This is a genomic window from Leucobacter ruminantium, assembly GCF_017565705.1.
In the GTDB taxonomy this organism is placed as follows: domain Bacteria; phylum Actinomycetota; class Actinomycetes; order Actinomycetales; family Microbacteriaceae; genus Leucobacter; species Leucobacter ruminantium.
On sequence record NZ_JAGDYL010000006.1, the window covers coordinates 200,807 to 223,432 of the forward strand.

At 69.6% G+C, this 22,626-nt stretch carries 21 protein-coding genes and 3 tRNA genes; 8 read left to right on the forward strand and 16 right to left on the reverse strand.

The features are described from left to right. Window positions 1-52: 52 nt before the first annotated feature. Together J4H91_RS05485 and J4H91_RS05490 are read left to right on the forward strand one after the other, a co-directional pair. Window positions 53-952 carry a glycine betaine ABC transporter substrate-binding protein gene (locus J4H91_RS05485; protein WP_208045248.1) on the forward strand — a complete coding sequence of 300 codons (900 nt, stop codon included), beginning with the start codon at window positions 53-55 and terminating at the stop codon, window positions 950-952. A gap of 92 nt (window positions 953-1,044) precedes the next feature. Then, complete coding sequence (locus J4H91_RS05490; protein ID WP_208045249.1) at window positions 1,045-1,530, forward strand: GyrI-like domain-containing protein; 486 nt, start codon at window positions 1,045-1,047, stop codon at window positions 1,528-1,530. A gap of 63 nt (window positions 1,531-1,593) precedes the next feature. On the opposite strand, the gene J4H91_RS05495 is transcribed toward J4H91_RS05490, so the two are convergent. After that, on the reverse strand, window positions 1,594-3,099 hold the full coding sequence (locus J4H91_RS05495; RefSeq protein WP_341783450.1) for an APC family permease: 1,506 nt from the start codon (window positions 3,097-3,099) through the stop codon (window positions 1,594-1,596). Between the two features lie 200 nt (window positions 3,100-3,299). Here J4H91_RS05495 and valS point away from each other — a divergent pair, with 200 nt between their 5' ends. Genes valS through J4H91_RS05510 form a run of 3 tightly spaced genes read left to right on the forward strand, consistent with a single transcriptional unit; the run spans window position 3,300 to window position 6,673 of the window. Further along, entirely contained in the window at window positions 3,300-5,888 is a 2,589-nt protein-coding gene (valS, locus tag J4H91_RS05500) for a valine--tRNA ligase (RefSeq protein WP_208045250.1), read from the forward strand. Window positions 5,889-5,938: 50 nt separating this feature from the next. After that, window positions 5,939-6,133 carry a hypothetical protein gene (locus J4H91_RS05505; RefSeq protein WP_341783451.1) on the forward strand — a complete coding sequence of 65 codons (195 nt, stop codon included), beginning with the start codon at window positions 5,939-5,941 and terminating at the stop codon, window positions 6,131-6,133. 33 nt (window positions 6,134-6,166) lie between these two features. Then, window positions 6,167-6,673: a hypothetical protein gene (locus J4H91_RS05510; protein WP_208045252.1), complete on the forward strand. Its 507-nt coding sequence runs from the start codon at window positions 6,167-6,169 to the stop codon at window positions 6,671-6,673. A 13-nt stretch (window positions 6,674-6,686) separates the two neighbouring features. On the opposite strand, the gene J4H91_RS05515 is transcribed toward J4H91_RS05510, so the two are convergent. From J4H91_RS05515 to J4H91_RS05535, 5 genes are all read right to left on the reverse strand, one after another. Next, a complete protein-coding gene (locus tag J4H91_RS05515; RefSeq protein ID WP_208045253.1) occupies window positions 6,687-7,352 on the reverse strand; it encodes a nucleoside/nucleotide kinase family protein in 666 nt (221 codons plus the stop codon). A 13-nt stretch (window positions 7,353-7,365) separates the two neighbouring features. Then, a complete protein-coding gene (locus J4H91_RS05520) occupies window positions 7,366-8,265 on the reverse strand; it encodes a PfkB family carbohydrate kinase (protein WP_208045254.1) in 900 nt (299 codons plus the stop codon). Further along, window positions 8,258-9,085, reverse strand: a complete 828-nt coding sequence (locus J4H91_RS05525; RefSeq protein WP_208045255.1) for an ATP-binding cassette domain-containing protein — start codon at window positions 9,083-9,085, stop codon at window positions 8,258-8,260. Before J4H91_RS05525 ends, J4H91_RS05520 begins: the two co-directional genes overlap by 8 nt. Before the next feature lie 10 nt (window positions 9,086-9,095). After that, complete coding sequence (locus J4H91_RS05530; RefSeq protein WP_208045256.1) at window positions 9,096-10,100, reverse strand: ABC transporter permease; 1,005 nt, start codon at window positions 10,098-10,100, stop codon at window positions 9,096-9,098. Between the two features lie 79 nt (window positions 10,101-10,179). Next, entirely contained in the window at window positions 10,180-11,211 is a 1,032-nt protein-coding gene (locus tag J4H91_RS05535; protein ID WP_208045257.1) for a substrate-binding domain-containing protein, read from the reverse strand. A gap of 168 nt (window positions 11,212-11,379) precedes the next feature. Between J4H91_RS05535 and J4H91_RS05540 the strand changes: the two genes are divergently transcribed. From J4H91_RS05540 to J4H91_RS05550, 3 genes are read left to right on the forward strand one after another with little or no spacing between them, the layout of a single operon-like run. Continuing rightward, complete coding sequence (locus J4H91_RS05540; protein ID WP_208045258.1) at window positions 11,380-12,387, forward strand: LacI family DNA-binding transcriptional regulator; 1,008 nt, start codon at window positions 11,380-11,382, stop codon at window positions 12,385-12,387. Between the two features lie 14 nt (window positions 12,388-12,401). After that, window positions 12,402-13,424 (forward strand): class II fructose-bisphosphate aldolase, encoded by a 1,023-nt coding sequence (gene fbaA / locus J4H91_RS05545; RefSeq protein WP_208045259.1) that lies wholly within the window; start codon window positions 12,402-12,404, stop codon window positions 13,422-13,424. Beyond that, window positions 13,421-14,323, forward strand: coding sequence for a PfkB family carbohydrate kinase (locus tag J4H91_RS05550; protein ID WP_208045260.1), 903 nt, complete (start codon window positions 13,421-13,423; stop codon window positions 14,321-14,323). The genes fbaA and J4H91_RS05550 overlap by 4 nt, the downstream gene beginning before the upstream one ends. A gap of 29 nt (window positions 14,324-14,352) precedes the next feature. Here the strand turns inward: J4H91_RS05550 and clpX are convergent, their stop codons facing one another. The 10 genes from clpX to dnaG form a co-directional block, all read right to left on the reverse strand. Further along, a complete protein-coding gene (gene clpX, locus J4H91_RS05555; protein ID WP_208045261.1) occupies window positions 14,353-15,627 on the reverse strand; it encodes an ATP-dependent Clp protease ATP-binding subunit ClpX in 1,275 nt (424 codons plus the stop codon). A gap of 166 nt (window positions 15,628-15,793) precedes the next feature. Further along, the gene (locus tag J4H91_RS05560; protein WP_208045262.1) at window positions 15,794-16,432 is read right to left on the reverse strand and encodes an ATP-dependent Clp protease proteolytic subunit; all 639 of its coding nucleotides are present in this window, start codon (window positions 16,430-16,432) and stop codon (window positions 15,794-15,796) included. A 27-nt stretch (window positions 16,433-16,459) separates the two neighbouring features. Next, window positions 16,460-17,047, reverse strand: coding sequence for an ATP-dependent Clp protease proteolytic subunit (locus tag J4H91_RS05565; RefSeq protein WP_208045263.1), 588 nt, complete (start codon window positions 17,045-17,047; stop codon window positions 16,460-16,462). 156 nt (window positions 17,048-17,203) lie between these two features. Further along, entirely contained in the window at window positions 17,204-18,559 is a 1,356-nt protein-coding gene (gene tig / locus J4H91_RS05570) for a trigger factor (RefSeq protein ID WP_208045264.1), read from the reverse strand. Window positions 18,560-18,612: 53 nt separating this feature from the next. Continuing rightward, window positions 18,613-18,690 (reverse strand) — tRNA-Pro (locus J4H91_RS05575). A 109-nt stretch (window positions 18,691-18,799) separates the two neighbouring features. Then, window positions 18,800-18,873, reverse strand: a tRNA-Gly gene (locus J4H91_RS05580). A gap of 76 nt (window positions 18,874-18,949) precedes the next feature. Then, window positions 18,950-19,570: a DapH/DapD/GlmU-related protein gene (locus J4H91_RS05585; protein WP_208045265.1), complete on the reverse strand. Its 621-nt coding sequence runs from the start codon at window positions 19,568-19,570 to the stop codon at window positions 18,950-18,952. A 53-nt stretch (window positions 19,571-19,623) separates the two neighbouring features. Then, window positions 19,624-19,696, reverse strand: a tRNA-Asn gene (locus tag J4H91_RS05590). Window positions 19,697-19,820: 124 nt separating this feature from the next. After that, window positions 19,821-20,669, reverse strand: a complete 849-nt coding sequence (locus J4H91_RS05595; protein ID WP_208045266.1) for an ATP-binding cassette domain-containing protein — start codon at window positions 20,667-20,669, stop codon at window positions 19,821-19,823. A 94-nt stretch (window positions 20,670-20,763) separates the two neighbouring features. Beyond that, entirely contained in the window at window positions 20,764-22,617 is a 1,854-nt protein-coding gene (gene dnaG, locus J4H91_RS05600) for a DNA primase (protein ID WP_208045267.1), read from the reverse strand. Window positions 22,618-22,626: the final 9 nt, after the last annotated feature.

A 22,626-nucleotide genomic window follows, 5' to 3' on the forward strand; every position in this document is an offset into this window, starting at 1 on the left:
AAGACCCCCCGCATCACCCCACCCCGCCTTCCGCGGGAAGAAAGGAAACACCATGCACAAGCGCAAGCTCGCAGGACTCATCGCACTCGGCGCGGCGGCGAGCCTCGCCCTCGCCGGTTGCTCGAACGGCTCGGCCGATGGCGGCTCCGACGGCGACAAGGGCACCATCACGCTCGGCTATCTGCCCGCCTGGACCGACGGACTGAGCACCGCCTACCTGCTCCAGGATCAGCTGGAGCGCCTCGGCTACACCGTCGAGATGGATGAGCAGGTCGACGCCGGGGTGCTCTACACGAGCCTCTCGGAGGGCGGCTTCGACGTCTACCCGTCGGCGTGGCCCGAGGTGACTCACGCCTCCTACATGGAGGAGTACGGCGACCGGATCGACGACCTCGGCGCCTACTACGAGGGCGCCGTGCTGACGATCGCGGTGCCCGAGTACGTCGACATCGACTCGATCGAGGAGCTGAAGGGCGCCGCCGACCGCTTCGAGGGCAAGATCTACGGCATCGAGCCGGGCGCGGGGCTCACCGCGCAGACCCAGGACGTCATGATGCCCGAGTACGGCCTGGACGACGAGTACGAGCTCGTCACCTCGTCGACCGCGACCATGCTCACCACCCTCGAGGACAAGATCGACCGCGAGGAGGACGTCGTCGTCACGCTGTGGCGGCCGTTCTGGGCGAACGACGCCTACCCGGTGAAGGATCTCGAGGACCCGAAGGGCGCGATGGGCGACCCGGAGGCGCTGCACTTCCTCGGCAAGAGCGGCTTCGCCGACGAGTTCCCCGAGGCGGCCGAGTACATCTCGAAGATCAAGCTCGACGACGCGGCCTACGCGGCGCTCGAGAGCCTCGTGACGGGCGACGAGTACGAGGGCGACCCCGAGGGTGCCGTCGACGCCTGGCTCGCCGAGCACGGCGACGCCTACGAGGGCCTCATGACCGACTGAGCGAGCCGACCGCTCCGCCGGCCCGGCGAGCGGGCCACTCCGCCGGCCCATCGTAGGATGAGCATGAGACCCGTCGAGCAGAGGAGCGCACCGTGTCAGCAGAGCAAGCAGAGCAGTTCCCGGACCCCCAGATCGTCGCCCTGCCGGAGCGGCATCTCGCGGTCGTGCGCGACACCGTCGCCTTCGACGGGATCCCGGCACTCTACGACCGGGCCTACCCCGCCATCTTCGGCGCGCTCGGCCGGGCCGGCGTGTCCCCGGCGGCCCCGCCCATGGGGGTCGTGCACGGCAGCCCGGGCGACACCCTCGACCTCTCGGTCGCGGTGCCCGTTGCCGAGCCCTTCCCCGGCGAAGGCGAGGTCGGCTCCGAGACTCTCCCGGCCCGCCGCGCGGCGACGCTGCTCGTCAGGGGCGACTACGCGCGGCTCGCGGCCGCCTACGAGCACCTCTTCGGCTGGGTCGCGGCCCAGGGGCTCACTCCTGCCGGCATCTCCTGGGAGCAGTACCTCACCGAGCCCGAGCCGGGCGGCGATCCCGCCCTCAACGAGACCCTGCTGGGGGTCGATCTGGAGGACTGATCGGGATCGCGGCCGAGAAGCGCTCCCGGCCGCGATCCCGATCCCGCATCGCGGACCGGGACCTCACACCCGGTGCTGTCCGGTACGCGCGCGGATCTCCTCCGCGACGCGCACCGCGTCGCCCTCGGGCGCCGTCGACTTGCGGTCGGGGCGGGCGACGAACAGGTAGAGCAGGCCCGTCACGAGCACGACGACGAGGCCGATGTGCACGACGTAGTCGGTGAGGAACGCGCCGCTCGATCCGGGCGTCGCGAGCAGGACCATCGCGAAGATCCCGTAGGCCAGCGCGAGCGCGTTCACCAGCGCGCCGAGCCCGCCGAGCGAGAACGGCCCGGCTGGGCGCCACCCCTTGAAGCGCTGCCGCAGCGCGGCAAGCACGACCATCTGGAACGACAGGTAGATCCCGAGGATCGCGAACGAGGTCACGGCGACGAGGATCCCGTCGTTCAGCCAGATCAGCACGCAGATGAGCGCCGGCACCGTGCAGGCCACGATGAGCGCGTTGGCCGGCACCCGGCTGCCCGCGGTCACCCGCGAGAGCCAGCGGTGGCCCGGGATCATGCCGTCGCGCGCGAAGGAGAACAGCAGGCGGCTCGCGGCGGCCTGCAGACTCAGCACGCACGAGATGAACGCGATCACGGCGACCACGAGGAAGATCTTCGCGCCGACGGTCCCGAGGCTCGCCTCGAGGATCGCCGGGATCGGATCCCCCTCCTCGCCAGCGACGATCGCCTCCAGGTTCGGTGCCGCCAGCACGTAGCCGGCGAAGGAGAAGAGCGCCGACACCGCCCCCACGAGGATCGTCATCATCATGGCGCGGGGAATGCGCCGCGCGGGGTTCGACACCTCCTCGGCGACGTCGCCGCAGGCCTCGAAACCGTAGAAGAGGAAGAGTCCCGCGATCGCCGAGGCGAGGAAGACGGGCACGTACGACCCCTCGCCCGCAGTGCCCATGGTGTCGAAGAAGACCCCGAAGCCGTGGTGCCGCTGGAAGATCAGCAGGTACAGCCCGACGCCGATCACACCGATGAGCTCGGCGAAGAGGCCGATCCGTGCGATCCGCGCGAGCCACTTCGTCCCGGTGAAGTTGATGAGCAGCGCGAGCAGCAGCAGCCCCAGCGAGATGACCAGCGTCGAGTTCGCGGTCAGCTCGATGTTCAGCAGGCTCGCGACGAACCCGGCACCGAACTCGGCGACCGCGGTGATCGTGACGATCATCGCCCAGATGTACACCCACGCCGCCATCCAGGCGTAGCGCCTCCCCCACAGCCGACGCGCCCAGGGGTAGATGCCGCCGTGGATCGGGTACTGCGACACGACCTCCCCGAAGACGAGCGACACGAGCAGCTGACCGCAGGCGACGATGACGATCCACCAGATCGAGGGCGGCCCGCCGGTGGACAGCGCCACCGCGAACAGCGAGTACACGCCGACGAGCGGCGAGAGGTAGGTGAAGCCGAGGGCGAAGTTCGCCCACAGGCTCATGGAGCGATCGAACTCGCCCTCGTACCCGAGGACGGCGAGATGCTCGTCGTCCTCCAGATGCTCCCGTGAAGTGTCGGAACTCACGATGGTGCTCCTTCCGAATCGGCACTGATTCCTCCGGCCGGGAGGCCGGCTGAGGCTCAGACTAGACCTTCGCGGCACGCAGGGGTCTTCGCGGCGCGCTCGGCGCGTCGCGGTAGGCTTGAGGGGTTGAGCATCAGGCACCAAGACCGGCCCCGCCGGTCGACCACGCGGTGCCGTCCATAACGAAAACGGAGCCCTGCATGAGCACGATCCCCGAAAAGCCGGCACTCGAAGGCCTCGAAGAGAAGTGGGGCGCCGTCTGGGAGAAGGAGGGCACCTACGCCTTCGACCGCGCGGGCGCCGAGGCCGCGGAGGTCTACAGCATCGACACTCCCCCGCCGACGGCCTCGGGGTCGCTCCACGTGGGGCACGTCTTCTCGTACACGCACACCGACACGGTCGCCCGCTACCAGCGCATGCGGGGCAAGCGCGTGTTCTACCCGATGGGCTGGGATGACAACGGTCTGCCGACCGAGCGCCGCGTGCAGAACTACTACGGCGTGCGCTGCGATCCCTCCCTCCCCTACGTCGAGGGCTTCGTGCCTCCGCACGAGGGCGGTGACGGCAAGAGCATCAAGGCCGCGGATCAGCAGCCGATCTCGCGCCGCAATTTCATCGAGCTGTGCGAGCGGCTGACGGTCGAGGACGAGAAGCAGTTCGAGGATCTGTGGCGCACGCTCGGCCTGTCGGTCGACTGGAACCAGACCTACCGCACGATCGGCGAGGAGTCGCTGCGCGCGTCGCAGCTGGCCTTCATCCGCAACGTGGAGCGCGGCGAGGCCTATCAGGCGCAGGCGCCCACGCTGTGGGACGTCACCTTCCGCACGGCGGTGGCGCAGGCCGAGCTCGAGGACCGCGAGCAGCCGAGCGCCTACCACACGCTCGCATTCCACCGCACCGACGGCGCGGGCGACATCCTCATCGACACGACGCGCCCGGAGCTGCTTCCCGCCTGCGTGGCCCTCGTCGCGCACCCCGATGACGAGCGCTACCGACCGCTCTTCGGGCAGACCGTGCGCACCCCGCTCTTCGACGTCGAGGTGCCGATCGTCGCGCACCACCTCGCCCAGCAGGACAAGGGCACCGGCATCGCCATGATCTGCACCTTCGGCGACGTCACCGACGTCATCTGGTGGCGAGAGCTCGACCTGCCGAACCGGGCGATCCTCGGCTTCGACGGGCGCGTGCTCGCCGATGCCCCCGAGGCGATCACGAGCGAGCGCGGCCTTGAGCTCTACGCGCAGATCGCCGGCAAGACCGTCTTCAGCGCGAAGGCCGCGATCGTGGAGGCGGCGCAGGAGTCGGGCGAGCTGGTCGGTGAGATCCGCAAGATCAGCCACCCGGTGAAGTTCTTCGAGAAGGGCGACAAGCCGCTCGAGATCGTCTCGACCCGCCAGTGGTACATCAAGAACGGCGCTCGCGACGAGGAGCTGAGGGATCGCCTGCTCGCGCACGGGCGCGAGCTCGACTGGCACCCCGACTTCATGCGGGTGCGCTACGAGAACTGGGTCGAGGGGCTGTCGGGCGACTGGCTCATCTCGCGCCAGCGCTTCTTCGGCGTGCCGATCCCGGTGTGGTACCCGCTCGACGCGGAGGGCAACCCGGTCTTCGACGAGCCCATCCTCCCCGCCGAAGAGCAGCTGCCCGTCGATCCCTCCAGCGATGTGCCCGCCGGCTACACCGAGGAGCAGCGCGGCGTGCCCGGCGGCTTCCAGGGCGAGGTCGACGTCATGGACACCTGGGCGACCTCCTCCCTCACCCCGCAACTCGCTGGCGGCTGGGAGCGCGACCCGGAGCTCTTCGATCTCGTCTACCCCTACGATCTGCGCCCGCAGGGCCAGGACATCATCCGCACCTGGCTGTTCTCGACGCTGCTGCGCTCCGAGCTCGAGGCCGGGCGCCTCCCCTGGAAGAACGCCGGCATCTCGGGCTGGATCCTCGACCCCGACCGCAAGAAGATGTCGAAGTCGAAGGGCAACGTCGTGACGCCCGCAGGCATGCTCGCCCAGCACGGTTCCGACGCGGTGCGCTACTGGGCGTCGTCCGCGAAGCTCGGCACCGATGCGGCCTTCGACCCGCAGAACCCGACGCAGATCAAGATCGGCCGCCGCCTCGCCATCAAGCTCCTGAACGCGGCGAAGTTCACGCTGAGCTTCGACGCCTCTGGCGCAGGAGAGGTCACGGAGGCGATCGACCGCTCGATGCTCGCCGGCCTCGCCGGTGTGATCGAGGGCGCCACCCGCGCCTTCGACGCCTACGATCACGCCCGCGCGCTCGAACTCACCGAGTCGTACTTCTGGACCTTCTGCGACGACTACCTCGAGATCGTGAAGGAGCGCGCGCACAACGGCATCGGCCAGTCGCAGGCGTCGGCCGTGACGGCGCTGCGCGCAGCTCTGTCGGCGTTCGTGCGCCTGCTCGCGCCGTTCCTGCCCTACGCGACCGAGGAGGTCTGGTCGTGGTTCGGCGAGGGATCGGTGCACCGCGCCGCCTGGCCCGTCGCCGGTGAGGCCCTCGAGCTCGCCGGAGCCGAGGCCGACGCGGGCCTGCTCGGTCTCGTGGGCGGCGCGCTCATCGGCATCCGCGGCGCGAAGACCGCTGCCAAGGCCTCGCAGCGCACCCCCGTCGAGCTCGCGGTCGTGCACGCCCCCGCGGCGGATCGCGATCGCCTCGAGCTCGCCGCCGCCGATCTCGCTGCGGTCGGGCGCATCGCGGAACTGCGCATCGAGGCCGCCGAGGTCGACGCGGTCGCGATCGCCGAGATCCGTCTCGAGCAGCCGGCGGGCTGATCGTGCAGCTGGGGTCTCGCTGGGCCGCCGGAGCGGAACCGCACCGTGCCGTGCCGCCGCAGCTCCACCGGCTCATCGCCGAGCAGGAGGCCGCGCACCCGGACGCGGCCTCCTGGACCCTCACCTGGCTCGAGGGCCGGCCGCGTTGCGCCCTCGACGACCTCGTGATCGTCACCCTCGACGGGGCGGGCCTCGCCATCGTCGAGAGCGAGAGCGAGAGTTCCGAAGACGACTGGCTCGACTGACGGGCACAGTCGTAATTACCGAGAGGAGCCGTCATGGCGCCGACACCCCGCTCACGGAGCGCGATCCCTCGCGGCCTCGCGCTGGCCGCGACCCTGCTGCTCGCCCTGCCGCTCGCCGCGTGCGCCCCCGAGCCCGACACCTCAGAGGCCCCGACCGGCTCCGATACGCACGGCGGCAACACCCTGGAGGAAGGCGAGTCGGGTCACCCCGAGCCGCCCGCGGAGGCCACGAAGAAGAACACCGAGCTGCCCGCGAGCTTCCCGAAGGAGGAGTTCGCGCTGCCGGATGGCGCCGTCATCGACGACACCGGAGAGCGCGGGCCGGATCAGTGGTTCGTGGTGCTCCGCGCCGACTCCGAGAAGCGGGCCGATGCCCTCTCCGAGCAGGTGAGCTCGCTCAACCACCTGCAGTCCGAGGGCGTGGACGAGGCGAGCGGACTGACGGTGCTGACGAAGCCGGGGCTCCGCGTCGAGCTGCTGTCGCTGGCCGAAGGATCGTCGACGCTGCTGAGCTACGAGCTCTCGCGCACGGTGAGCTGAGCGTCGGGCGGGCTCAGACCTCCTCCACGGCGAGCCGGAGCACGAGGTCGGCGCGCCCGGCGGTCGCGGCGATCACCTCGGCGTTGCGCTGGTCGCTGCCGAGCGAGCGCTCCCGCGCCTCGTCTTCGGAGCGGCCGAAGCGCATGTGGCGCTCGATCAGCCAGGCGAGCCGCTGCTCCTCGCCCGGGGCGAGGAACCACGACTCGTCGAGGGCCTCGCGCGCGCGCGGCCAGGGATCGGAGTCGTGCAGCAGGTAGTTGCCCTCGGTCACGACGAGGGGAACCTCGCGGCGCACCGGTATCGCCGAGCCGATCGGCTCCTCGAGGTCGCGGCGGAAGATCGGCGCGTAGATCACCTGTTCCCCGCCCTCCGCGGTCTGCTCCCTGATGCGCCGCAGGAGCGCGACGTAACCGCCTGCGTCGAAGGTGTCGACGGCGCCCTTGCGGTCGCGCCACCCGAGGTCTTGGAGCACGGATTCTGCGAGGTGGAAGCCGTCCATGGGCACGAGCACCGCGCGCTCGGGGCCCAGCTCCGCGACCAGTCTCTCGGCCAGGCTCGACTTTCCCGCTCCCGGGGCTCCGGTGATCCCGAGGATCGTGCGGCGTCCGGGCACGGCGAGTCCCCGCGCGCGTTCGAGCAGTTGCGCGTACGACACGTCGGCGATGGGGGCGGCGGTCATGTTCGTCCTGTTCTCAACGTCCTGGTTTCGGGATCTCGGCGATGGCGGCGAGCCAGCTTCTCGGGCCGATGCGGGCGCAGCGCGTCGCGGCGACCTCGGCCGCGAATGCGACGCGATCGGCGATCGCGGCCCCCGTGGCGAGAGCGAAGGCGTAGGCGCCGTGGAACACGTCTCCGGCTCCGAGCGTGTCTGCGACGTCCACCGCGGGCACGGGGGTCTCGCCAGAGATCCCTCCGCTCGACCAGCGTACCGGCTCGCCGCCCGCCGTGGTGACCACGACCGGCGTGCCCGATGCGATGAGGGATCGCGCGGTCTCGTGCGATGTCTGTGCCCCGGGCACGCGGAAGTCCGCCGACGCCACCACGTCGCTCACCGCTGCGATCACATCGGGCATGATCGGCTTCCAGCGGCCCGCGTCGACGACGGACGGCAGGCCTGCGGCGGCGACGATCGCCGCTGCCGCTCGCGAGAGTTCGGGGTGGTGCCCGTCGAGGAGTACGACGTCGGCGTCGGCGAGGATGCTCCGCAGCTCGTCGCCGGCGGGGGCGGGGACGGCGATGGAGGCGGCGTCGCCCCCGACCACCGAGCGGTCGCCCGAGGCCTCGATGACGGAGACGGAGGAGACCGGGGCGATCTCCGCGAGATCCGGGGCGACGTCGATCACGGTGACGCCCGCGCTCTCGAGCTCGGCCGCGATGGTCTCGGCGACGCGGCCGCGTCCCAGAGCGGTCACGAGCGTCGCCGCGCCTCCGAGCGCAGCGAACGTCACCGCGGCGTTCGCCGCAGGGCCGCCGGCCGCGACGAACTGCGCGGTCGCCGTGATCTTCTCGTTGGGGCCGGGGAGCTCGCGCACGCGATGGATCACATCCAGCGTCGCGAGGCCTACGAAGACTCCGCGAGGCGCCTCAGGCACCGCCGGCCGCCTCGAGATCCGTCGGCCGTTCGGCGCCGGTCATGAGCGCCACCACCTCGGACATCGACCGCTGCTTGGGATCGACCACGGCGGCGCGGCGCCCCAGACGGTGCACGTGGATGCGGTCGGCGACCTCGAACACGTGGGGCATGTCGTGGCTGATCAGCACTACGGGGATGCCGCGATCCCTGATCGACTTGATCAGCTCGATCACCTGCCCCGATTCGCGCACGCCGAGCGCGGCCGTGGGCTCGTCCATGATGATGACGCCCTTGCCGAAGGCCGCCGCCCGCGACACCGCGACGCCCTGGCGTTGCCCTCCCGAGAGCGTCTCCACTGCCTGGTTGACCGACTTGATGCCGATCTTCAACTCGGACAGGTGCTTCGAGGCCTCCTCGCGCATCGCCGGCATGTCCAGGCGGCGGAAGAGGCTGCCCATGATGCCCTTGCGTCGGATCTCGCGACCGAGGTAGAGGTTTGAGGCGATGTCGAGGGCGGGGATGACCGCGAGATCCTGGTACACCGTCTCGATGCCGTGCGCTCTCGCGTCGCCCGTGTTGCGGAAGTGGACGACCTCTCCCTTCATCCTGATCTCGCCCTCGTCGGGCACCACGGCACCGGCGAGCGCCTTGATGAGGCTCGACTTGCCTGCGCCGTTGTCCCCGATCACCGCCAGCACCTCGCCCGAGCGGAGATCGAAGTCGGCGCCGTTGATGGCCGTCACGCTTCCGTAGCGCTTCACGAGCCCGCGCGCCTGCAGCGCGAGCGGCTGAGCGGGCGCCCCGACTGCGGGGGCCGCTGCTGCTGAGGTTTCGTTCATGATCCCTCTCCTACCTGGCGCTCTTCCGGCGCATGAACTGGTCCGCGGCGACGGCCGCGACGACGAGGATGCCGGTGGCGATGTTCTGATACAGGTTGTCGACGCCCGCGAGCGTCAGTCCGTTTCGGAGAACGCCGACGATGAGCGTGCCGATGAGCGTGCCGAGCACGCCGCCCCGGCCTCCGAAGAGACTCGTACCGCCGATGACCACCGCGGTGATCGTCTCGAGGTTGGCGTTCTGGTACGCGTTCGGATCGGCGTTCGGAATGCGGCCGAGCGCCGCCCACGCCGCGATCATCGCGATGACTCCGGCCACGAGATACACCGAGAAGATCGCGCGGTCGCTCTTGACGCCGGAGAGGCGCGCCGCGACCGGATTGCCGCCGACGGCGTAGACGTGCTTGCCCCACGCCGTCTGCGTCAGCGCGTAGCCGACCACCAGGTAGACGAGCAGCATCGCGACGACCCCGTAGGTGGTGACGAAGCTGCCGATCTTGAACGACGTGCCGAGGAAGGTCAGCACAGGGTCTGAGACCGGGAAGGTCTGGGACCCCGCGAACAGCCGCGTCGCCGCGACGATCGCCGTGAACGCTCCGAGCGTCACGATGAACGGCGGCAGCTTCAGCAGCGTGACGAGCGCGCCGTTGAGGGATCCGAGCGCGACGCACACGAGCAGTGTGAGCAGCAGACCGACGATGGCTCCCGTCTCTCCCCCCGAGATCGCCAGCACGATCGTGCCGAGAACCGCGATCGCCCCGATGGACAGGTCGATGCCCGCGGTGAGGATGATGAGCGTCTGCGCGACGGCGAGGATGCCGATCACGACGGACTGCTGCAGGATCAGGGAGAAGTTCGCCGGGGTGAGGAACCGCGGCGAGAGGATGCTGAACACGATGATGGCCAGGATCAGCGCGACCGTCGATCCGAAGAGCGGCATCTGCACGATGCGCGAGATGCCGGGCGCCGTCCCCTTCTTCGAGGGGACCGAACTCGCTTGGGTGGGTGTTGTCGTCATGAGAGATCGTCTTTCTGCCGGATGCGGGCCGTCGATGCGTCGACGGCCCGCACTCTCCCGGCGCTGTGCGACGGAGGGGTCAGCCCCAGCAGTTCTCCGCGCCCCAGGTCGTGTCCTTCGACGGCAGACCCTCGACGGGCTTGTCGGTGATGAGCTCCGAGCCGGTGTCGTTGAAGCCCGCCTTGGGCTTCGTGCCGTCCTTCGCGTAGGCGACGATCGCCTCGACGCCCTGGGAGGCCATCTTCGTCGGGAACTGCATCACGGTCGCTCCGATCACGCCGTTCTTGACGTTCTCGACGCCCGTGCAGGAGCCGTCGATCGAGCCGATCACGATCTGGTCCTCCTTGCCCGCGGCCTTGATGGCGGCGAATCCGCCCGCGGCGGCCGGCTCGTTGATCGTGTAGAGCGCGTTGGCCTCGGGGGCGCGCTGCAGCAGGTTCTCCATGGCGGTCTGCGCCTTGGTCTGATCGCCGTTGGTGTTCTCCATGCCAAGCACCTCGGGCGCGTCCTCCTTCAGGCCCATGCCCTCGAGGAAGCCGTCGTGGCGGAAGGTGTCGACGGTGCCGCCCGGGGTGCCGTCGAGCATCACCACCTTCGGCTCGGTATCGCCGAGGCTGGCCTTCACCCAGGATCCCTGCGCGACGCCCGCCGCGAAGTTGTCGGTCGCGAAGGTCGCGTCGACCGCGTCCTCGGGATCGGTCGCGGTGTCGAGCGCGACGACGAGCACTCCCTGATCGCGCGCCTGCTTGATCGCCGCAAGGATGCCCGAGGACGAGTTCGGCGTGATCATGATGCCCTGCACGCCCTGGCTCACGAGATTCTCGATCGCGGCCACCTGGCCCTCGTTGTCGCCGTCGAAAGCGCCGGAGAGGGCGATGAGCTCGGCGCCGTTCTCCTCGGCGGCCTCCTGCGCGGACTCCCGCATCTTCACGAAGAAGGGGTTGGAGTCGGTCTTCGTGATGAGGCCGATCTTGATGTCCTCGCCCGAGCCACCGGATCCCTCGTCCCCCGAGGAGTCGCCGCTGCTGCACGCCGTGGTGCCGAGCAGCAGTGCTGTGGCCGTGATCGCGGCTGCGCGAAGCAGGAGTCGTTGCGAGGGCTTGGCATTCATGTGAGAGCTCCTTCGATCTCGTGTGTGCGGACGACTGCGTCCGCACACACCATATGCATCGCGAAAGCGCTTGCGCAAGCGCTTGTACGCACTTTCCCCGGCTGTGACCGATCTGTTATCGTGACCCCAGACGGGCTGCGACCCGGCGGACCTTCCGGGAGGCTCGAGATGGCGACTATGGCGGACGTCGCGCGCCTGTCCGGCGTCTCCTCCAGCACCGTCTCCCACGTGCTCAACGGGACGCGACGCGTCAACGCCGACACCCGAGAGCGCGTGGAGCGCGCCGTCGCCGAACTCGGGTACCGCCGGAACGCCGTCGCGCGCACCCTCGCCGGCGGCAGCTCGCGCACCGTCGGCCTCGCCATCTCCGGTCTCACGCACCCCTATTTCGGCCCGTTGCTGCACGCGATCGAGCGCCACGTCTCGGCGGCGGGGTACGTGCTGGTGCTCGGAGACACCCACGATGAGGCGGTCATGGAGCGGCGGGTCGTCGAATCGCTCCTCGATCAGCGGGTGGACGGCCTCATCGTCGCCCCCTCGAGCGGATTCCTCGAGCAATCCGGCCGACTGATCGCCGCGGCCGGCGCGCCGCTCGTGTTCATCGACCGCAGCCTCGAGTTCCCCTGCGACCGGCTGACGCCCGAGAACCGGGAATCGGCTCGCGCGTTGACGGAGCACCTCATCTCGCACGGCCACCGTCGCATCGCGGCCGTGACCGGGCTGGCAGGCCTCGACTCGACGACGCAGCGCGAGGAGGGCTACCGGGACGCGCTCGAGGCCAACGGCATCCCCGTCGACGAGAGGCTGATCCTGCGGGGCGAGTCGAACGAGCAGGACGCGGAGCGCGCCGTCTCCGAGATGCTGGGCCGGGGAGAGACGCCCGACGCGCTGATCCCGCTCAACAACGCGATGAGCATCGGCGCGCTGCGCGCACTCCAGCGCGCGGGCAAGCGCATCCCCGACGATCTCGCGTTCGCCTCCTACGACGACTTCGAGTGGAGCGATCTCTTCCGGCCGGGCCTCACCGCGATCGCTCAGGACGTCGCGCGCATGGGCGCCGAAGCCGTCGACCTCCTCATGACGCGCATCGCTGGCGACGACCGGCCCTTCGAGCACCGCGTCATCGACACCATGTTCCACCGCCGCACCTCCTGCGGGTGCCACGCACCGACCTGATCGGAAGGATCCCCATGCCCATCGCCACCCCCGAACGCTACGCGGAGATGATCGACAACGCGAAGCAGCACGGCTTCGCCCTCCCCGCGATCAACGTCACGAGCTCGCAGACCCTCAACGCCGCGCTGCAGGGCTTCGCCGATGCCGAGAGCGACGGCATCATCCAGGTCTCGCTCGGCACCGCGCTCTACCTCTCGGGGGCGCGGGTGCAGGATCGCGCCCGCGGCTCGAAGGCGCTGGCCGCCTACGCGCACGAGGTCGCCGCCGACTACGGCGTGACCGTCGCCCTGCACACCGATCACTGCGCCGCCGAACACCTGGACGACTGGGTGCGCCCGCTTCTGGCCGACGCGATCGAGCGGCGCGAGCGCGGGCTCGACCCGCTCTTCCAGTCGCACATGTGGGACGGATCCGCGCTCCCCCTCGCCGAGAACCTGCGCGTCGCCGAGGAACTCCTCGAACTGAGCCATCGGGCCCGCACCATTCTCGAGGTCGAGATCGGGGTCGTGGGCGGTGAGGAGGACGGCATCTCGCACGAGATCAACGACGAGCTCTACTCCACCGTCGACGACGCGCGCGCCACCGTCGCGGCACTCGGGCTCGGCGAGCGCGGTCGCTACCTCACGGCGCTGACATTCGGCAACGTCCACGGCGTCTACAACCCCGCATCGGTGCACCTGCGACCGGAGATCCTCGGCGAGATCCAGGCGGAGATCGGCGCCGAGACGGGGCGCGACCGGCCCTTCGACCTGGTGTTCCACGGTGGGTCGGGCTCCTCCCCCGAGGAGATCGCGGCCGCCGTCTCTCACGGCGTGGTCAAGATGAACATCGACACCGATACGCAATACGCGTTCACGAGCTCCATCGCCGGGCACATGATGTCGAACTGGAACCGGGTGCTGAAGGTCGACGGCGGCTACGGCGACAAGAAGGCCTACGACCCCAGGGCCTGGGGCAAGCCCGCCGAGACCGCCATGGCGGCCCGCGTGGTCGAGGCCGCGGAGCGGCTCGGGTCCGCAGGCCGGTCGCTGGCATGAGCACGGACGCGGCCGAGGCCCTCGTCATCGGCGAGGCGCTCATCGACATCGTGGAGGACGCGGACGGCGCGCGGGAATTCGTCGGCGGCGGGCCCGCGAACATCGCGATGGGGCTCGCGCGGCTGGGGCACCGCACCCGGCTGCTCGCGCACCTCGGCGACGACCCGCGCGGCCGACGGATCGCCGCGCACTTCGCGGCGGAGGGCGTCGCGCTGCACGTCTCCCCCGAACCGGGAGCGCGAACCGCGACCGCCCTGGCCCGGCTCGCCGCCGACGGCTCGGCGAGCTACCGCTTCGACATCGAGTGGCGCGTGCCCGGCGGCGTCGATCCCTCGCCGTTCGCACTGCTCCACGTGGGCTCCATCGGACTCTTCCTGGAGCCGGGCGGCACGGAGGTCGTCGAGATCATGCGCCGCGCCGACCGCGGCACGATCGTGACCCTCGACCCGAACATCCGCCCTTCGCTCATCCCGGACCGGGATCGCGCGATCGCCCGCTTCGAGTGCGCGGTCGGCCTGAGCGATCTCGTCAAGCTGAGCGACGAGGACGCGGAGTGGCTCTACCCCGGGCTGCCGCCCGAGGACGCCGCGCACCGCATCCTCGCACTCGGCGAGAGCGGCCGCACCCGTGCCGTGATCGTGACCCGCGGCGCCGAGGGCGCGCTGGCAGTGACCGATGAGGCGGTGCACTCGGTGCCCGCCCGCCGGGTCGACGTCGTCGACACGATCAGCGCGGGCGACTCGTTCATGGCGAGCGTGGCCTCGAGCCTCCTCGAGTCAGGGCCGGCCGCCGTGCTCGCCGACGCGAAGCCGGTGCTCGAACGCGCGGTCGCGGCCGCCGCATTCGCGGTGTCGCACGCCGGCGCGAACCCGCCGCGCCGCGCCGATCTCGAAGCCTGAGCAGGGTTCGAGGCTCCGGAGGGCGGCGTTCAGGCGCTGCGCTCGGTGCGCGCAGGGGACTGCAGCACGCGCGGAGGGGCCTCGCCGAGCACCGACTCGCGCGTCACGATGACCTTCGTGACGTCGCCGGCCGAGGGAACCTCGAACATCACCGGCCCGAGCACGTCTTCCATGATAGCGCGAAGGCCGCGCGCGCCCGTCTTGCGGGCGACCGCCTGCTCCGCGATCGATTCGAGCGCCGCCGCCTCGAACTCGAGGCCGACGCCGTCGAGCTCGAACATGCGCTGATACTGCTTGACGAGGGCGTTCTTCGGCTCGGTGAGAATGCGGGTGAGCGCCTCGACGTCGAGCGGGCTGACCGTCGCCACGACCGGCAGGCGACCGATGAACTCGGGGATGAGGCCGAACTTGTGCAGGTCTTCGGGCTGCACCTCGGCGATCAGCTCCTCGCCGCCGCGCTTGTTCGCGACGGGAGCGCCGAAGCCGATGCCGCCCTTGCCGAGACGCGAGGCGATGATGTCCTCGAGTCCGGCGAATGCGCCCGCCACGATGAACAGCACGTTCGTGGTGTCGAGCTGGATAAACTCCTGGTTGGGGTGCTTGCGGCCGCCCTGGGGCGGGATCGAGGCGACCGTGCCCTCGAGGATCTTGAGCAGCGCCTGCTGCACGCCCTCGCCCGAGACGTCGCGGGTGATGGAGGGGTTCTCGGCTTTGCGGGTGATCTTGTCGATCTCGTCGATGTAGATGATGCCGGTCTCGGCGCGCTGCACGTCGAAGTCGGCGGCCTGCAGCAGCTTGAGCAGGATGTTCTCGACGTCTTCGCCGACGTAGCCCGCCTCGGTCAGCGCCGTCGCGTCGGCCACGGCGAAGGGCACCCCGAGCTGCCTCGCGAGCGACTGCGCGAGATAGGTCTTGCCGCAGCCGGTGGGACCGAGCATGAGGATGTTCGATTTCGCGATCTCGACCTGTTCGGACGCGGCCTCGGCGCTCGTGAGGGCCGACATCGCGCGCACCCGCTTGTAGTGGTTGTAGACAGCGACGGCCAGCGACTGCTTCGCCCGGTCCTGGCCGATCACGTATTGATCGAGGAAGTCGGCGATCTCGCGGGGCTTGTGCAGCGTGAAATCCGCGGGCTCTGCCGTCTGATGCTCGGCCAAGCGCTCCTCGATGATCTCGTTGCAGAGCGCGACGCACTCGTCGCAGATGTAGATCTGCGGGCCCGCGATGAGCTGCTGCACCTGCTTCTGCGATTTGCCGCAGAACGAGCACTTCAACAGCTCACTGCTCTCGCCGATCTTCGCCACTCCGGTGCTCCTTCACGCTCGATGCGAACAACTGCATTGAGCCTAACCGCACCCTCCGACATTCTCGGACGGGGCGCGCCCAGACTCTCCGATTGAGCGGAACGCGCGGCGCCGGATCCGGGTCGATGATGCCCGGGATCCTGCGCCGCGCGTTCCGGACCGGCGGCTACGAGCCGATCGCGGCCTGCGGATTCTTGCGGCTCGTCAGCACCTGGTCGACGAGGCCGTACTCCAGCGCCTCCTGGGCGCTGAGGATCTTGTCGCGGTCGATGTCTCGGTTGACCTCTTCCGGCGTGCGCTTCGAGTGCTTCGCCAGCGTCTCCTCGAGCCACTCGCGCATGCGCATGATCTCGCGCGCCTGGATCTCGATGTCCGATGCCTGGCCGTGGCCGGCCTGACCGGTCGAGGGCTGGTGGATGAGCACGCGGGCGTTGGGCAGTGCGAGACGCTTGCCCGGGGTGCCGCCCGCGAGCAGCACCGCGGCCGCCGAGGCGGCCTGGCCGAGACATACGGTCTGCACGTGCGGGCGGATGTACTGCATCGTGTCGTAGATCGCCGTCATCGCGGTGAACGAGCCACCGGGAGAGTTGATGTACATGGTGATGTCGCGCTCGGGATCCTGACTCTCCAGCACGAGCAGCTGCGCCATCACGTCGTCGGCCGACGCGTCGTCGACCTGCACGCCGAGGAAGATGATGCGGTCCTCGAAGAGCTTCGCATAGGGATCCTGGCGCTTGAAACCGTACGCCGTGCGTTCCTCGAACGAGGGCAGCACGTAGCGGGCGCTGGGCATGTCGATCTTCATTTGACCCTGATTCACTTTCTCTGGCCCTTACTTGTTCGTTCCGCCGCCGCCGACGACGTCGCTCGCGGAATCGCGGATGAAGTCGACGAAGCCGTACTCCAGCGCCTCGTCGGCGGTGAACCAGCGGTCCCGGTCGCCGTCGGCGTTGATCTGCTCGACCGTCTTGCCGGTCTGCGCCGCGGTGATCTCGGCGAGGCGGTTCTTCATCGAGGTGATGAGCTGCGCCTGCGTCTGGATGTCGCTCGCGGTGCCGCCGAAGCCGCCGTGCGGCTGGTGCAGCAGCACCCGGGCGTTGGGTGTGATGTAGCGCTTGCCCTTGGTGCCGGCGGTGAGCAGGAACTGCCCCATCGACGCGGCCATGCCGATGCCGACCGTCACGATGTCGTTCGGCACGAAGCTCATGGTGTCGTAGATCGCCATGCCCGCGGTGATCGAGCCGCCGGGCGAGTTGATGTAGAGGTAGATGTCCGCCTCGGGATCCTCGGCCGCGAGCAGCAGGATCTTCGCGCAGATCTCATTCGCGTTCTCATCGCGCACTTCCGAGCCCAGCCAGATGATGCGATCCTTGAGCAGCCGATCGAACACCTGGTTCGGCTGCGGCGTCTGTTCTGCCATGCGGCACTCCATTCCTCATTACCTGGTTCGAGGCTATCGACTCGCGGCGACCGGCGCGGCCGTGTTCGCTGACGGCGACACGGGGGCCGTGAAACGACGAGATCCCTCGCCTCCTCGATGCGTTCGAGAAGGCGAGGGATCGGGAGTCGACGGGAGTTACTTCTCCTCGGCGGCCTCTTCGGCCTCGGTGGCCTCCTCGGCGACCTCGACCTCTTCGGTCTCCGCGGCATCGGAGTCGACGGCGGTGAACTCGCTCAGGTCGACGGCATTGCCCGACTTGTCGGAGACCTTCGCCTTGCCGAGCGCCACGGCCAGGGCCTTGTTGCGGGTGACCTCGCCGAGGATGACGCCCATCTGATCGCCCTGGCTGATCGCCTGCAGGAACTGCGCGGGCTCCATGCCGTACTGCTGCGCCGACTGGAAGATGTACTGCGACAGCTCGTTCTGGGTGGGGGTGACGCCCTCGGCCTCGACGATCGCGTCGAGCAGCAGCTGCAGCTGGATCTGCTGCTCGGCCTGCTTGCGCACCTCGGCGCGGTGCTCGTCGTCCTCGAGACGGCCCTCGCCCTCGAGGTGGCGGTGCACCTCCTCCTCGACGAGCTCCTCCGAGATCGGGATGCCCGCCTGCTCGATGAGGGTCTCGGTGAAGATGTCGCGCGCCTGCTGGCCCTGCGCGAACACCGATCCGCGCGCGACCTGCTCTTTGAGGCTCTCGCGCAGTTCGGCGATCGTGTCGAACTCGCTCGCGAGCTGGGCGAACTCGTCGTCGGCCTCGGGCAGCTCGCGCTCCTTGACCGCGGTGAGGGTCAGCTCGACCTCGGCATCCTTGCCCTCGTGCTCGCCGCCGAGCAGCTGCGAGGTGAAGGTGGTGGTCTCGCCTGCGGTGAGGGTCTCGACGGCCTCATCGGTGCCCTCGAGCAGGTTGCCCGCGCCGACCTCGTAGGAGACGCCCGAGGCCTGGTCGACCTCTTCGCCGTCGATCTTCGCGATGAGATCGAGCTCGACGAAGTCGCCCTTCGCGGCAGGGCGATCGACGGTGACGAGGGTGCCGAAGCGCTCGCGCAGCTTGGTCAGCTCGGCCTCGACGGCGTCATCGTCGATCTCGGCGTCGTCGACGGTGATCTCGATGCCGTCGTAGTCGGGCAGCGTGAACTCGGGGCGCACCTCGACCTCGAAGACGAGCACGAGCTCGCTGTCGGCGTCCTTCGCATCGGGCCACGCCTCGACATCGGCCGTGGGGCGGCCCATCGGGCGCTCGCCCGACTCGTCGAGCGCGGCGCGGTAGAAGTCGTCGAGCGAAGCGTTGACCGCCTCCTGGATGACGGCCTCGCGACCCACGCGCTGGTCGATGATCGGCGCAGGCACCTTGCCCTTGCGGAAGCCGGGGATCGAAACCTGCTCGGCGATGGTCTTGTACGCCTGCTTCAGGTAGGGCTCCAGCTCGGCCTGAGCGACGGTGACGCTCAGCTTGGCGCGGGTCGGGGTGAGCTTCTCAGCGTTGATCTTCGGCAATTTGGCCTCTCATGAGTCGGTTCGTGCTACTGCCCGTTCGGGTCTGATGACCCTGGTCGGGGCAACAGGATTCGAACCTGCGACCTCCCGCTCCCAAAGCGGGCGCTCTAGCCAAGCTGAGCTATGCCCCGAAACCCGTGGGTTTCACCAACGAAGCGCGGGTGACGCGCAACCCGAGCAAGTCTAGCCGAAACTGTCGGTGAAGCACGAAACCCCTCTCCTTGCGGAGAGGGGTTTCCCTGGAGGGGCTGACGGGAATCGAACCCGCGTAACCAGTTTGGAAGACTGGGGCTCTACCATTGAGCTACAGCCCCGAGCTGCGGACAGCCGGGCGGTGCCTGAGCACCTCCACGATCATAGTGCATTCCCCGGACCGTCGCGTATTTCTGCTCACGCCTCGCGCGTGGCGGCACGGTGGTTGTCGGTGTAGTCGGCGTACACCTCGGCATTCTGCCGCACCGCCTCGCGGTCGGCATCGCGCAGTTCGCGCACCACGCGCCCCGGGATGCCCGCGACCAGGGAGCGCGGAGGGATCACGACGCCCTGCGGCACGAGCGCACCGGCGGCGACGAGGGATCCCTCACCGACGACCGCGCCGCTCAGCACCGTAGAGTTCATGCCGATCAGGCAGCCGTTCTCCACCGTCGCGCCGTGCACCACGGCGTTGTGGCCGATCGACACGTCGTCGCCGATCACGGCCGCGCCGCCCTCGCCGCGCTGGGTGTGGATCACCACGCCGTCCTGCACGTTGCTGCGGGCGCCGATGCGCACGGCGCCCGAGTCGCCGCGCACCACCGCGTTGTACCAGACGCTCGACTCCTCCCCGATGACCACGTCGCCCACCACGATGGCGCCCGGCGCGATCCAGGCGCTCTCGTGCACGCGCGGAGCGCCGTAGGGCTCGACCGCGATGAGCGCGCCGTGGTGGTCGGGGTGCCGAGGGGCGGGCGGGCGCTGAGGATCGGGGCGCTGAGAGCCCCCGTGCCGAGGTGCGGACCGCTGCTCGCTCACGAATCCCCCTTCGGATAGCAGAAGGCCCCCACCCGAAGGTGGGGGCCAGGCCGCTCCCCCGGCTGGGCTCGAACCAGCGACATCCTGATTAACAGTCAAGCGCTCTGCCAACTGAGCTACAGGGGATCATCGCCTTGCGGCAGATCATTGTCTCGCGACAACCCCTCCATGCTAACAAGCGCTCTCGAAGCGGCGCAAATCGGCTTCCGCCACCCGGGCGCGTCTCCCGTCGGCGCCGAATCCGGGGCGCCTACTCGTCCGCGATCTCGTCGTAGGCCGTCGCTCTGAGCGCCTGCGCGAGCAGCTGCACGTAGCCGTGATCGGCGTTGCGGAAGATCTCGTTGATATCGCCCTCGCCGACGAGCCGACCCTGCTGCATCACCAGCACATCCTGCACGAGCGCCTCGAGCATGCCGATGTCGTGGCTGATGAGGATCATCGACGCACCCGTGCGCTCCCGGTACCACTTCAGCAGCTCGACGATGCGCGGACGGTTGTTCGCGTCCACTCCGAGCGTCGGCTCGTCGGCGATGAGCAGCGCCGGGTCGAGCATGAGCGATCGCATCACCGCGATGCGCTGGCGCTGCCCCTTCGACAGCTCGTACGGGTACTCCTGCAGCTTGCTGAGCGGGAGGGCAACGATGTCCATCATCTCGGCGATGCGCTCGCCGAGCTCCTCGCGGTCGAAGCGCTTCGAACGCTCGGCGATCGGCTCGAAGAGGATATCGCCGACATTGAGCTCGGGGGTGAGGGTCGCACCCGCGTCCTGCGCGAGGTGGCCGACATATGCGGTGAGCCTGGCGCGCGCCCGGCGCCCCAGCCGACGCATGCTCAGATCCATCACCCGGGCTTCGCCACCCGCGAACTTCACGCGCGCCGCCTTCTGCCCGGCCTCCGAGCCGCGCCCCGCGAGGAACTTCGCGAGGGTCGACTTCCCCGATCCGCTCTCGCCGAGCAGCGCCGTGATGCCGCCTCGGGGCAGCTCGAAGGAGACCCCCTCGACCGCCTGGAAGGCGCGCCCCCCGGCGTGGGCCGGGTACGACAGCGAGAGATCGGAGACGCTGACCACGGGGTCAGCGTCGATCACGGGGTATGCCATCAGTCCTCCTCGTCGCCTGCCGCCGAGAGCTCGGCGACCGGCGCTCCCGCCCGCCACCTCACCGTCGGCCTCACTCAGCCTAGACGATGCGGGCTCACTCTTCGCGGAGCCCCCGCCTGGCGGCCTCGAGGGCGGCGACCTGCTGCTGGATGCGGCGCGATCCCTCGTCGCTCGGGTCGCCGATGCGCTGCATGCGCGCGAGCAGCTCCTGCTTCAGCCCGAGCAGATCGCGATCGAGCAGCGACACGATCACGTCTCGGGCGTATGCGGCGAGCAGCTCGGGGCGCCGCTGGGGCATGGGCGCGATCGCGAGCTCGCGCACGAGACCGCGGTGCGTCTCGGGCGAGGCGGCGAGCACGTCGTCGAGCCACGTGGGAGCGCCGAGCGAGGGCAACGCCGCTGCGAGCGCGTCGCGCACCACCCGGAGCGCCGGCGTCGACACCTGCGCCGTCACCGCCTGCTGCAGCAGCTCGATACCGACAGCGTCGCCCTGCTGCAGCATCGCCATGATGGCGTCGCGCTCCAGCCAGGTCGTCGGGTTCGCGGGCAAGGACGACAGGCCGATGCGCGCCGGCGCGGGCTGTTGCGCCTGCTCGGGCGAGGGATCCCTCACCGCATCGCGCGAGGGCTGCCGCGTCGCGAAGGCCCTCACCGCCCGCTGCACCTCTGCGAGGTCGCTGCCGAGCATGCGCGCGAGCTCGCGCGTGTACCCCGGGCGGAGCGAGGGATCCTTGATCTCGGCGATGATCGGAGCCGCCGCGCGCAGGGCGTTCAGCCTGCCCTCGACGGAGTTGAGGTCGAAGCGCGACACCGCCTGCCGCAGCGCGAACTCGAAGAGCGGCGTCTTGCGCGTGAAGAGCTCGCGCACGGCCTCGTCGCCGCGGTGCAGTCGCAGGTCGCAGGGATCGAGCCCGTCGGGGGCCACCGCGACGTAGGTCTGCGCCGTGAAGCGCTTCTCCTCGCTGAACGCGCGCAGGGCCGCCTTCTGACCGGCCTCGTCGGGGTCGAAGGTGAAGATCACCTCAGCCGCGGCGTCGTCGCTCATGATGCGGCGCAGCACCGAGATGTGGTCCTTGCCGAAGGCCGTGCCGCAGGTCGCGATCGCCGTCTCGACGCCCGCCAGGTGACAGGCCATGACGTCGGTGTAGCCCTCGACCACGACCGCGCGCCTGCCGCGCGAGATCGCGCGCTTCGCGAGGTCGAGCCCGTAGAGCACCTGCGACTTGTGGTAGACCGGCGACTCGGGGGTGTTCAGGTATTTCGGACCGTTGTCGTCCTCGTACAGCTTGCGCGCACCGAAGCCGAGGGTCTGCCCGCTCGTGTCGCGGATGGGCCACACCACGCGTCCCCGGAAGCGGTCGTACACGCCTCGCTGGCCCTCGGAGACGAGGCCGGCCTGCGCGAGCTCCTGCGGCGTGAAGCCCTCGCCGCGCAAGTGTTTCACGAGCCCGTCCCAGCCGCGCGGCGCGTAGCCGACCCCGAAGCGCTCGCACGCGGCAGCGTCGAAGCCGCGACCGGTGAGGAACTGCCGCCCCGCCGCCCCCTCGTCGCCCGCCAGCTGCTCCACGAAGAACGCGGCGGCCGCCTGATTCGCCGCCAGCAGACGCGCACGGTTCGGCCCGTCCTCGCGCTGGAAGCCGCCCTCCTCGTAGGTGAGCGGGTAGTGGATGCGAGCGGCGAGACGCTCAACCGACTCCGCGAAGGTGAGGTGGTCCATGCGCTGCAGGAAGGTGAACGCGTCGCCCGACTCGCCGCAGCCGAAGCAGTGGTAGTAGCCGAGCGCCGGTCGCACGTGGAAGCTCGGGCTGCGCTCGTCGTGGAACGGGCAGAGGCCCTTCATCGAGTCGATGCCCGCGTTCTTCAGGGTGACGTAGTCGCCCACCAGATCCGCGAGATTCGTGCGGCGCTTGACCTCCTCGACGTCGCTCGCTCGGATCCGGCCTGCCATAGCGTTCTA

Bases quoted from the DNA above. Each gene is read 5' to 3' on its own strand.
- J4H91_RS05525 (WP_208045255.1), bottom strand. From the start codon at position 9,085: ATGAACGAAACCTCAGCAGCAGCGGCCCCCGCAGTCGGGGCGCCCGCT.
- J4H91_RS05560 (WP_208045262.1), bottom strand. From the start codon at position 16,432: ATGAAGATCGACATGCCCAGCGCCCGCTACGTGCTGCCCTCGTTCGAG.
- J4H91_RS05550 (WP_208045260.1), top strand. From the start codon at position 13,421: ATGAGCACGGACGCGGCCGAGGCCCTCGTCATCGGCGAGGCGCTCATC.
- valS (WP_208045250.1), top strand. From the start codon at position 3,300: ATGAGCACGATCCCCGAAAAGCCGGCACTCGAAGGCCTCGAAGAGAAG.
- J4H91_RS05485 (WP_208045248.1), top strand. From the start codon at position 53: ATGCACAAGCGCAAGCTCGCAGGACTCATCGCACTCGGCGCGGCGGCG.
- J4H91_RS05565 (WP_208045263.1), bottom strand. From the start codon at position 17,047: ATGGCAGAACAGACGCCGCAGCCGAACCAGGTGTTCGATCGGCTGCTC.
- dnaG (WP_208045267.1), bottom strand. From the start codon at position 22,617: ATGGCAGGCCGGATCCGAGCGAGCGACGTCGAGGAGGTCAAGCGCCGC.
- J4H91_RS05510 (WP_208045252.1), top strand. From the start codon at position 6,167: ATGGCGCCGACACCCCGCTCACGGAGCGCGATCCCTCGCGGCCTCGCG.
- J4H91_RS05540 (WP_208045258.1), top strand. From the start codon at position 11,380: ATGGCGACTATGGCGGACGTCGCGCGCCTGTCCGGCGTCTCCTCCAGC.
- J4H91_RS05515 (WP_208045253.1), bottom strand. From the start codon at position 7,352: ATGACCGCCGCCCCCATCGCCGACGTGTCGTACGCGCAACTGCTCGAA.
- J4H91_RS05530 (WP_208045256.1), bottom strand. From the start codon at position 10,100: ATGACGACAACACCCACCCAAGCGAGTTCGGTCCCCTCGAAGAAGGGG.
- J4H91_RS05595 (WP_208045266.1), bottom strand. From the start codon at position 20,669: ATGGCATACCCCGTGATCGACGCTGACCCCGTGGTCAGCGTCTCCGAT.
- J4H91_RS05535 (WP_208045257.1), bottom strand. From the start codon at position 11,211: ATGAATGCCAAGCCCTCGCAACGACTCCTGCTTCGCGCAGCCGCGATC.
- fbaA (WP_208045259.1), top strand. From the start codon at position 12,402: ATGCCCATCGCCACCCCCGAACGCTACGCGGAGATGATCGACAACGCG.